We start from the raw sequence: 11,067 nt of genomic DNA on the forward strand, positions 1-11,067 counted from the left end.
CAATATTATGTCTGTATGTATGTAGAAAAATGGAAAGAAAAGCAGCCCTGCAAAAAGAAGGCTGCTTTAAAATAGTATAGCATATTTCTAAGGTGACTTTTAAAAGTTTCGCAGCACCATTCCAGGTTGACATTCTTCTAATAAAAAATGAGAGGGATCTGTGCTCATAATTTGAACGATCTTTGTTTCATCACCCATGCGCTCTACGAGTACAGGTACATTATTATAAAGTATAACATTCTGCGCGGTTTGTTCGTTTCCTTCTTCCGGAAACATCAATTCAAAAGGCTGCATCGTATACCAGATCATTGTTTTAACCCGTTGTTATCATTATTGTCTTGTTTATGCTGCTCAATCAGTTCGTTCAGTTTCTTTATCGCTTGTCCAACACCACCGACCTCATTGATGAGTCCATCATTAACAGCATCTGTACCTATAACATTTGTACCGATATCTCGTGTTAGGTTCCCTTTAGAAAACATCAGTTCTTTAAAACGATTTTCGGTGATCTTCGAATGGCTCGTAACAAAAGAAATCACACGATCTTGCATCTTGTCTAAGTATTCAAACGTTTGAGGAACTCCGATTACTAGACCTGTTAAACGCACAGGATGAATCGTCATAGTGGCAGTTGGAGCTATAAACGAATAATCTGCGCTTACAGCAATTGGAACTCCAATTGAATGCCCACCGCCGAGAACCAGCGATACACTTGGTTTTGATAAGGACGCAATCATTTCTGAAATAGCTAGGCCTGCTTCGACGTCCCCACCGACCGTATTCAGTATTACAAGAAGTCCTTCGATCTTATGATTTTGTTCAATCGCTACTAATTGCGGAATTAAATGTTCATATTTTGTCGCTTTGTTGTTAGGCGGCAGCTGCATATGTCCTTCTATTTGACCTACAATCGTTAAACAATGAATGCTGGACCCTTCCATTGTCGGCACATTCGTTTGTCCTAATGATTGTATTTTCTGTATAAGTCCCGAGCTGTTTTCATCTTTTTTAGGTGGTACATCTGTTTGCGGTGTTTCTGTTTCTGGTGTCTGATCCATTTCATTCATACCCCTTCTAAGTTAGGTTCTTCTTAGTATGGGCCTTATTTCCATTCATATGAGAAAAAAATAAAAAAACCCGCTGAAACAGCGAGTTAAATTTCCATAATGATCGGCATGATCATTGGTCTTCTTTTCGTTTTTTCAAACAAATACTGACTTAACGTATCTCTCACGTTAGATTTTAAACTTGACCATTCTTTCATGTTTTCGTTCATGCATTTTTCGAGCACATCTCGAACTTTCGTATTCGCTTCTTGCAAGAGTGCTTCACTTTCTCTTACATAGACGAAACCTCTTGAGATTATTTCTGGCCCAGAGATTAGCTGATGAGAATCTTTGCTGATCGTTACAACGACTACTAGAATTCCATCTTGTGATAAAAGCTTTCTGTCACGAAGAACGATGTTGCCGATATCGCCTACTCCAAGCCCATCTACTAAGACATTACCAGACGGCACTTTTCCAGTTTTTTGAGCTTTTCCATTCGCGAATTCAACAACTTCACCTTTATCAACAATAAAGATGTTGTCTTTTTCAACGCCAACTTCAATCGCTAATTTTTGATGAGCTTTTTGCATCTTATATTCACCATGAACAGGCATAAAATATTTAGGTCTCATCATGCTAAGCATAAATTTAAGCTCTTCGGCGCTTCCGTGGCCTGAAACGTGAACTTTTTTCTGTCCAAAAATAACATCTGCACCTGTTCTCATCAACTTGTCTACCATTTTAGCTACTGAAGTTTCATTACCAGGTATCGGGGTAGCGGCAATAACGACAGTATCAGTTGGTCGAAGTGCGATTTGTTTATGTGATTTTTGTGCCATTCTAGACAGCGCAGCCATCGATTCACCTTGACTGCCTGTTGTAAGTATAACAACTTTTTCATCGCTGTAATCGTTTGCTTGATCGATTGTAATAAGCAAATCTTTTTCAAAAGTCAGGTATCCGAGTTGTGAAGCAATATCAACAACCTTCACCATACTTCTTCCGTTTACAGCTACTTTTCTGTTTGTCTTTGCAGCAGCATTCATTACTTGCTGTACACGATGCACATTAGATGCGAACGATGCAATAATAATTCGGCCTTTAGCAGCTTGAAAAACATCTAAAATCTCTTGTCCAACTTGCGCCTCTGGTCCTGTAGAACCTGGACGCTCTGCATTCGTGCTGTCTGAAAGCAAGCAGAGAACGCCTTCTTCAGCCAGTGCTGAAATCTTTCCGAATTCTGTATGCTGTCCATCAATTGGCGTATGGTCAATCTTGAAATCACCAGTGTTTGCAATTATTCCCTGTGACGTGTGAATTGCAATACCTACTGCATCTGGAATACTATGATTAACATGGAAGAAACTCACCTTTGCACTATTGAATGACAGCTTTTGGTTCGTTTCAATCATATTTAATTCAGTTGAACGTAATAGTCCTGCTTCTTTTAATTTTGCTTCTACTAATCCTAATGTTAATCGTGTTCCATAAACCGGAACCGGAACTTGTCTTAAAACGTAGGGAAGTCCTCCGATATGATCTTCATGAGCATGTGTTAAAAAGATTCCTGTTACTCGCTCCAGGTTTTCCTTCAGGTAAGTTACATCTGGTATGACAATATCAATTCCCAGCATTTCCTCCTGTGGAAACATTAGACCTGAGTCCATAACAAAAATTTCCTCACCCGTGTCCACTACATACATGTTTTTGCCGATTTCACCTACTCCGCCCAGGGCAAAAACTTTAATTTTATCTTTATTTTGTTTTGACAATGTGTATATTCCTCCTATGTTGTATGTAAAAAAATGTTAACCCGATCACGTCACTTAAAATCATTATACCGTAAGTGAGGAATACAAAACAAGACTGAGCAAAGGACAAATAAAAATAATGACTGTATCAAATAATTTCAGCTGCTTGCTGCTTGCTTTTTAAAACTTAAAATCTCGAAGGAAATATCAATGTAATCTTTTAACAAAGCTGTTTTTGTGGAAGTGGTTGATTTCCGTTCCAGGTGCTCGCTTTCCGCGGGGCAGGCGGTGAGCCACATTTGTACGTTTCACTCTTAAGTGTCTCACCTGCCCACCTGTCCCGCAGGAGTCTCCCACTTTGCACTTCAATCAACTGTCACAGAAGTAATGAGGATTGAAAGCAACAATCTCTAGAAAGAGCATTTAACAAATTCGGCTGTAAAACAACAATCTCTTTGATTCGCAACTGCTGCAGGCTGTATGTAACCTTTAAAGATTAGAGTCACTTAATCTAACTCGTTGAAACGAAAGGGAATTTTTATTTACTGAGTGCATTTTAAGCTAATATGCCCTATTGGTGCTTGTATGAGGGTATAGGATTAGTGTGTAATTGTCGAAATTTAGCGACTCGCCGGATTATAGCCAAAACTCGCCGGATTAAATTCGAAATTTCTAGTATTATTCCAAAAGTTTCAGGAATTATCGGTATTGATACCCCACCCAGTATAGATAAAGTCCGTCTCAAGAACCTAATATGCAGCTATTTTTGTTCTGTTTAATCAAAATCAAAAGGATTTATTACGAAATCGTGTAGCAAATTGTGTTTTTTTAAGTTTCAGGAGCGAAACAACGGCTTCACGTAAAATGAAACACTTTTAGAACGTTAACAGCCGAACTTGTATCAGATAAAAGAACACGTTACATAAAATAGTAATGCCTTGAAAATAGACAAAATAAAAAACAGACCGGAACACCGGTCTGCTTCTTTATAGACTATTTAATCGTAAGGAAAGTGCTTCTCTTTCAGTTTGGTTTAAAGGCAATAAAGGAAGTCTTACACCACCAACATCAAGACCTTTTAATTGCAATGCAGTCTTTACTGGCGCAGGACTTGGCGCTTTAAAGAGCTCGTGCATTACAGGCAGAAGTTTACGGTGAAGTTTTGCAGCTTCTTTGTTTTCCCCATTCTGAAATGCTTGAATCATCGCCTTCATCTCATTGCCGATTACATGAGAAGCCACTGATACAATTCCTGCACTACCTATTGCCAGAGAAGGAAGTGTTAATCCATCATCTCCGCAGTAAAGCAAAAAGTCATCAGACGTTCTTTCAATAATCTCACTCATCGTATCCAAGTTACCGCCTGCATCTTTTAATGCCACAATGTTTGGTACTTCAGCTAAACGAAGTACTGTGTCTACTGAAAAAGATACAACAGATCTTCCTGGAATGTTATAAGCCATGATCGGAAGACTAACCGCATTAGCGATCGCTTTATAATGCGCAACAATACCTTCTTGACTTGGTTTATTATAATACGGTGCAACGATCATGATGGCATCTACACCGATTTCTTCAGCTTTCTTTGAAAGATCTATTGATGCTTTCGTATTATTACTTCCAGTTCCTGCAATAACTGGTACTCTGCCATCTACTACTTTTAGTACGTGCTTAAAAAGCGCAATCTTTTCTTCTGTTGTTAATGTAGGTGACTCACCTGTTGTTCCTGCAACTACTATGCTGTCAGTCCCATTGTTAAGCAGATGGTTTACAAGCTTTGTCGTCCGTGCAAAATCGATGTTGCCTTTGCTGTCAAAAGGCGTAACCATCGCAGTACTAATACTTCCAAAATTCATTTCGTTCACTCCTCAATACTCATTAAACTGCTGCTGAACAATTTCTTGAAGGTTTGCTGATATTCCTTCTTCATTTAATCGGAATGTAGAATGAAGTGCATTTACCGATTCTATTAGATCTTCTTTTTTAACGAGTACCCAGATCGTAGTATGAGAGTCGGCCGATTGCAAGATCTGAATGTTCTTGCTTGATAGAGATTCAACGATCGCAGCTGTAACACCTGGTGTTCCCGCTATGCCTGCCCCTACAGCAGATACTTTGGCACATTCCCGATTTACTTCTGGTTCATAACCCAGCTCTTTTAATTTGCTAAGAGCCAAATCGGTTTTCTCTTCCATGATCGTGTATACAACACCTTTTGGACTGATGTTGATAAAATCGACAGAAATCTGTTCTTGGGCCATCGCTTTAAATACTTTTGTATGCAGATCATATTGTCCATCGTTGGCATATACTTTTATTTGAGTAATGTTGGACACATGTGCGATACCCGTAATGATGGATTCTTGGATGTCTTTTCCAGCAGGTCCTTTCATTGCTGAAGTAACGAGCGTTCCAGGAAGATCTGAGTACGTAGAACGAATTCTTAACGGTATCTTCGCTTGCATGGCAATTTCTACTGCACGCGGATGGATGACTTTAGCTCCTTGATATGCCATATTGCATATTTCTGCATACGTTACGACGGAAAGCGGTCTTGCGTCTTTAACAAGCCTAGGGTCAGCTGTCATAACGCCCTCGACATCGGTAAAAATATCGATAAACTCTGCTTCTAATGCCGCACCCAATGCTGAAGCACTTGTGTCGCTTCCGCCTCTTCCAAGTGTTGCGATGTCTCCTGTTTTGGACTGTCCTTGAAACCCTGCAACAACCACAACTTGATTGTTCTGTAGTTCAGACTTTATCCGATCCACTTTCATATCTACAATTCTGGCATTAGAAAAGTCGTCATTTGTCCTGAATCCCGCTTGGGGACCTGTTAACGCAGCAGCAGATAATCCTGAAGCATTTAACAAGCCTGAAAATACGACAGAAGAGATGATCTCTCCACAAGATAAAAGTAGATCTTGTTCTCGATTTGATATTTTGTTTTTGTCATCTAAAAGACTTAATAAAGTGTCTGTAGCATACGGATCACCAAAACGCCCCATCGCGGAAACAACACAAACTACTTTATATCCTTCATCAACGGCCTTTTTTATATGACGGACTGCTTCAATGCGGCCCGTATCATCTTTTAAAGAAGTTCCCCCAAATTTTTGAACGATAATCTTCATGAATGCACCTTCTTTATAAAATTAAAGCAGATTTAATTTGATTAAGCTTTCTGCAATCTGTACTGAGTTGAAAGCCGCTCCTTTTAATAAGTTATCTGACACAACCCACATATGATAGGCATTATCACGGTCTAAGTCTTTGCGGATTCTACCTACGAATACGTCAGGCAATCCAGCTGCTAATGCAGGCATTGGATAAATCTGCTCTTCAGGCTGATCTTGCAGTGTTACTCCTGGTGCTGCTATTAAAAGGTCTCTTATCTCTTGTACAGAAGGATTGCCTTTCTCGAACTCTGCATATAAAGATTCAGAGTGTCCTGTTTCAACTGGCAATCTTACACAAGTTGCAGCAATCTCAAGGTTCTCAAGATGCATGATTTTCTTTGTTTCATTCATCATCTTTAATTCTTCAAATGTATACCCGTTATCTTCAAACTTATCAATTTGAGGAACAGCATTAAACGCGATTTGATAATGTTTTTTATCAGATGCACAAGGCATGATCGAAGCTTCAAAAGGTTCATCGTTAAGAATTGCTCTAGATTGTTCTTTTAATTCTTCAACCGCTTTTGCTCCTGCTCCTGAAACAGCTTGATACGTAGAAACGATAACCTTTTTAAGTCCATACTTTTCGTGAAGAGGCTGCAGTGCTACAACCATCTGAATCGTTGAACAGTTAGGATTTGCAATGATTCCACTATGTTTTAATAAATCTTGTTCGTTTACTTCAGGTACAACTAGCGGTACATTAGGATCCATTCTGAATGCACTCGTGTTATCTACAACGATTGCTCCTCTTTTCACCGCTTCATGTGCAAGCGCTTTTGACACAGAACCGCCTGCGGAAAACAAAGCGAGATCCACACCTTCAAAAGCTTCTGGTGTTGCTTCTTGAATGGTATGAGACTCTCCATTAAATGTGATGACCTGTCCTGCAGATCGTTTACTAGCAAGAAGAGACAGCTTCTTGATCGGAAAATTCTTTTCGCTTAACGTATTTAACATCTGCTGGCCTACTGCGCCAGTTGCTCCTACTACAGCTACATGAAATGATTTTTGGCTCATACTTTATTAACTCCTTTATTGTTTAAGGTAAGCAAGTTACAACAGAAGGAGAAACTCAAGAATCGGTTTCTCCTAAATAATCCATATAATTTATCATATTTTATCATAAACTTTGACGTTATGAACGGATTTTCTTCTGCTGTTTTAATCTGCCACCCTAAGTACAGGCTGGAGCTGCTTACCTTCGAGTGCATATTCGATGGTTTCAATCAGGGTATCCATATGAGCCACTAAGGAATTTTGCTTTTTTACTGGATCATCTTGACTGAATGGAATAAAGTAAATGTTTTTGGTTGCCATCAGGCGCATAATATTCACACCGTTCAATCCTAAACCATCATTGGTGGATATACCAAGCACTACTGGTTTTTGATTTCGTAGTGTAGCTTTTGCTCCCATCAACACAGGGGAGTCAGTCATTGCATTTGCAAACTTGCTTATCGAGTTGCCTGTAAGTGGTGCAATTACCATACAATCCAGTGGAGTTTTCGGTCCGAATGGTTCTGCTTTTACAATCGAATCAACAGGATCGTTGCCTGTGATCAGCTTTATTTTTTCAACCCATTCTCCTTCTGTTCCAAAACGTGTAGTCGTATGCTGAACCGTATGGGTGAAGAACGGAGAAACGTTAGCACCTAGATCTACTAGTTTTTGAATCTGTGGAAATACGGCATCATACGTACAATGGGAGCCTGTTAGACCAAAACCGATATGCTTCCCTTTAAAATTCATGATAACTACCCCTTCCGCTTTTTAAATTCATTGATTAACAGCTGCGAAAGTACATTGGCAACGATTTTCCCCGCTGTTTTAGGAGCGACAATTCCCGGTAACCCTGGGGCAAGCAGAGCTTTGATCCCGCGTTTTTCAGCATACCTAAAATCAGTCCCCCCAGGTTTAGATGCCAAATCAACAATCAGTGTATGTGATGGAAACTTCGAAATAACATCTGCGTTGACGATTTGTGTTGGTATGGTATTAATGCAAACATCTGTCTCATATACTTCATTCTTTAAGTTATCTAGATGAAACGGAATCATTCCCATTTCAGAAATTCTAGCCATATGTTCTGACTTTCTAGCTCCTACTTTTACACGTGCTCCTAACGCTTGGAACGTGCGTGCTACACTCATTCCTACACGTCCGAAACCTAAAACAACCGTATTGGATTGATGAATAGTAATGTCTGTATGCTGAATCACCATCATGATCGTACCTTCAACTGTAGGAATGCTGTTATAGATCGCCACATCATCTCTCTCAAACAATTTTGTCAGCTTTCTATTGCTATTTTTCGTAATACCGTCCAAATACGGGTTACTGATTCCAGAAAACACGTGGCAATGACTTTTTGTCTTTTTCAAATGATCTTCTGTTAAAATCATTTTGCGATTAGAAAATATGGTATCAATCTCCCCCTGCAACCCGGTTCCACTTACAGGCAAAATGATGCTATCTAACTTTGAAAAATCAACTTCGTCTATATCCATCTTTGATGCTCCGGTAAATCCATGATCGAGTTGATCATAGCCAATAAGTGTAAGTAAAGCATCTAGCTCTGTTAATTTCCGAATAACTTCTAGCTGTCTCGCATCGCCGCCAAAAACAGCGATATGCAAATCCGTTAACATTCTTTCTCCCCTTTCTCCGTTGTTCCTATATTGCAGGGGATTGCTATCCACGTTCATCATAATATGAATACCCCGCCTATCTGGTTACACAAGATACGCTTTTCACAACGGCATAACTTACTTTCAAGTAGAAATAAAATGCTATTGACACGAACAATAGGTTTCAATCAACACCATTATATTCATGAGCATCTCCTATGTTTGGGGCATTCAGAAAACATCGAGCCCATTTTTTTGACGGCCGTTATATCAACGCTTTGCTCTTGGAAGCGGTTGATTTCCGTTCCAGATGGTCGCTTTCCGCGGGGCAGGCGGTGAGCCACATTCGTTCGTTTCACTCTTAAGTGTCTCACCTGTCTAGTTGCAGTGGCTAGCCCCTCGAGGTCAAAAGTTAAATGGTCGAGAAGGCAAAGTGCGCCTTCCTAGACCATCCACCTTTTGCTTGTCGGGGCTGAACGAGCCACTTCCACTTTTCGGACTGCCCACCTGTCCCGCAGGACAAGGAAGGCTACGGCAGCGACACATCGCACGAAGAAAATTTGTAGTTTGATTTTCGAGGAGTCTCCCCCTTCCACTACAATCAACTGTTCAAAGAAGACAATAAAAAAGATTGAAAAAGCAATAATCTTTTAGAAAGAAGCCATAAAAAAAATCCGGGAGGCATCCCGGATTTTTCACATATATATCGGTATTTTATTGCAGACCTTTTGGAAGTTCTCCTTGAGGACTTACTAATGAAGCAGAACATCCTTCACTGAAAATGGATTCAATTAATGAATTTACATCTTCTTTTGAGACGTTATCGATTGATTCCACCATATCATCTAACGTACGGTGATATCCTAAGATCAGCTCGTGTTTTCCGTTTCGGCTCATTCGACTGTTCGTGCTCTCCAGACTCAGCATCAAGTTTCCTTTAATCTGTTCTTTCGAGTTTTTCAATTCTTTATCTGTAATTCCATTCTCTTTCAAATCATCAACAATATTTAAAATTGTATTATACAATTCATCTAATTGATGCGGTGCGGTTCCACCATAAATTGTAAAGATTCCATTATCCTGAAAAGCGGAATGATAGGAGAATACTGAATATGCTAAGCCTCTTTGCTCTCTGACTTCTTGAAAAAGCCGGCTTGACATGCTCGAACCAAATACGTTGTTAAGAATAATTAAACTGTAGCTGCGTTTGTCTTTAAGTGAAAGTCCAGGAAAGCCAAGACATAAATGAGCTTGTTCGGTTTCTTTTTTACGTGCCAGCTTTTCAGGATGAAAAACAGGAGATTGTATTTCAGGCTTTATGATGCTGCTCGTTTTATAATTTCCGAACCACTTCTCAGCTTGTTGTATGAATGATTCATCAATATTTCCAGCTACTGAAATGACTACTTCCTCTGGAACGTAATGACTGTTCATATAATCACGTAAAGTGTTACCTGTAAACGTGTTCAGCGTCTCTTCAGTACCTAAAATCGGAAAACCAAGTTCATGATTTTGAAAACTTGCCCGACTAAGCATGTCATGAACAATATCATCTGGAGTATCTTCATACATTTTGATTTCTTCTAAGACAACATTCTTTTCTTTTAAAAGCTCGCCTTCGTCAAAGGTAGAGTTAAAAAACATATCTGCTAAAACTTCTAATGCGTAAGGTGCATGTGTATCTAAAACTTTTGCGTAATAACACGTATATTCTTTAGAAGTAAAAGCATTAACTTGGCCGCCTATGCTATCAAATGATTCGGCAATTTCTCTAGCACTTCTGGTTTTTGTCCCTTTAAAGAACATATGCTCTAGGAAATGAGAGATCCCGTTGTTTTTTGTATTCTCAAACCTTGAACCCGTACCAATCCAAACTCCGATCGCTACAGAACGAACGGTCGGAATATTTTCCAAAACGACTCGTACGCCGTTTGAACACGTATGTCTTTTAATCAAACTTGTTTCCCCCTAGCTGTCAGTTGTTCCACAATAATCATAGGAACAATATACCATTATCACAACTCCTGCACAACTTTACTTGATGGTTTTTGGCAGCAGCCTTTTTTCGTCCATCAAATCAGAAACTGTTCCGATGCTATATCCTTTTTCTTTTATTCCTTTGATTAGTTTCTCTAACCCCGTTGAAGATGATTCAGTTGGATGCATTAGAATCATTGCCCCAGGATGAACTTTGCCAAGTACGCGTTTAACCATTTCATCAGGCTCTGGACCTCGCCAATCAACTGTATCAACCGACCAAAGAATGGTCTTCATATCAAGGTCTGATGCAATCTGAACGACATCGTTGCGATAGCTTCCACTAGGAGGCGCAAACCATTTTGGAGACAGATCCAACGTTGCGTGTATTACTTCATTCGTTTGTTTTAATTCTTCAGTAATGCGAGCATTTGTCATCTTTTTTAAATCAGGATGCGAGTATGCATGATTCCCGATTTCA

The 11,067-nt window shown here is 39.5% G+C and carries 12 protein-coding genes; all 12 read right to left on the reverse strand.

Annotated elements, in window-relative coordinates; translation table 11 throughout:
• Nucleotides 1–99: 99 nt before the first annotated feature.
• Nucleotides 100–309, reverse strand: a complete 210-nt coding sequence (locus tag P8610_RS08060; protein ID WP_394603900.1) for a YlzJ-like family protein — start codon at nucleotides 307–309, stop codon at nucleotides 100–102.
• A complete protein-coding gene (locus tag P8610_RS08065; protein ID WP_394603901.1) occupies nucleotides 306–1,058 on the reverse strand; it encodes a ClpP family protease in 753 nt (250 codons plus the stop codon). The genes P8610_RS08060 and P8610_RS08065 overlap by 4 nt, the downstream gene beginning before the upstream one ends.
• A gap of 95 nt (nucleotides 1,059–1,153) precedes the next feature.
• Nucleotides 1,154–2,821, reverse strand: coding sequence for a ribonuclease J (locus P8610_RS08070; RefSeq protein WP_289495644.1), 1,668 nt, complete (start codon nucleotides 2,819–2,821; stop codon nucleotides 1,154–1,156).
• A 186-nt stretch (nucleotides 2,822–3,007) separates the two neighbouring features.
• A complete protein-coding gene (locus tag P8610_RS08075) occupies nucleotides 3,008–3,157 on the reverse strand; it encodes a hypothetical protein (protein WP_394603902.1) in 150 nt (49 codons plus the stop codon).
• A 629-nt stretch (nucleotides 3,158–3,786) separates the two neighbouring features.
• Nucleotides 3,787–4,656, reverse strand: a complete 870-nt coding sequence (gene dapA, locus P8610_RS08080; RefSeq protein WP_394603903.1) for a 4-hydroxy-tetrahydrodipicolinate synthase — start codon at nucleotides 4,654–4,656, stop codon at nucleotides 3,787–3,789.
• A 12-nt stretch (nucleotides 4,657–4,668) separates the two neighbouring features.
• Nucleotides 4,669–5,934: an aspartate kinase gene (dapG, locus tag P8610_RS08085; RefSeq protein WP_394603904.1), complete on the reverse strand. Its 1,266-nt coding sequence runs from the start codon at nucleotides 5,932–5,934 to the stop codon at nucleotides 4,669–4,671.
• Nucleotides 5,935–5,955: 21 nt separating this feature from the next.
• The gene (gene asd, locus P8610_RS08090; RefSeq protein ID WP_394603905.1) at nucleotides 5,956–6,999 is read right to left on the reverse strand and encodes an aspartate-semialdehyde dehydrogenase; all 1,044 of its coding nucleotides are present in this window, start codon (nucleotides 6,997–6,999) and stop codon (nucleotides 5,956–5,958) included.
• A 144-nt stretch (nucleotides 7,000–7,143) separates the two neighbouring features.
• A complete protein-coding gene (gene dpaB, locus P8610_RS08095; RefSeq protein WP_289495648.1) occupies nucleotides 7,144–7,731 on the reverse strand; it encodes a dipicolinate synthase subunit B in 588 nt (195 codons plus the stop codon).
• 5 nt (nucleotides 7,732–7,736) lie between these two features.
• The gene (gene dpaA / locus P8610_RS08100; protein WP_289497630.1) at nucleotides 7,737–8,630 is read right to left on the reverse strand and encodes a dipicolinic acid synthetase subunit A; all 894 of its coding nucleotides are present in this window, start codon (nucleotides 8,628–8,630) and stop codon (nucleotides 7,737–7,739) included.
• A 182-nt stretch (nucleotides 8,631–8,812) separates the two neighbouring features.
• Nucleotides 8,813–8,968, reverse strand: a complete 156-nt coding sequence (locus tag P8610_RS08105; RefSeq protein WP_394603906.1) for a hypothetical protein — start codon at nucleotides 8,966–8,968, stop codon at nucleotides 8,813–8,815.
• A 355-nt stretch (nucleotides 8,969–9,323) separates the two neighbouring features.
• Nucleotides 9,324–10,565 carry a M16 family metallopeptidase gene (locus P8610_RS08110; RefSeq protein ID WP_394603907.1) on the reverse strand — a complete coding sequence of 414 codons (1,242 nt, stop codon included), beginning with the start codon at nucleotides 10,563–10,565 and terminating at the stop codon, nucleotides 9,324–9,326.
• A gap of 78 nt (nucleotides 10,566–10,643) precedes the next feature.
• On the reverse strand, nucleotides 10,644–11,067 hold a 424-nt coding region (locus P8610_RS08115; protein ID WP_394603908.1), incomplete at its 5' end, for a polysaccharide deacetylase family protein.

Source organism: Fictibacillus sp. UD (assembly GCF_043558025.1).
GTDB lineage: Bacteria > Bacillota > Bacilli > Bacillales > Fictibacillaceae > Fictibacillus.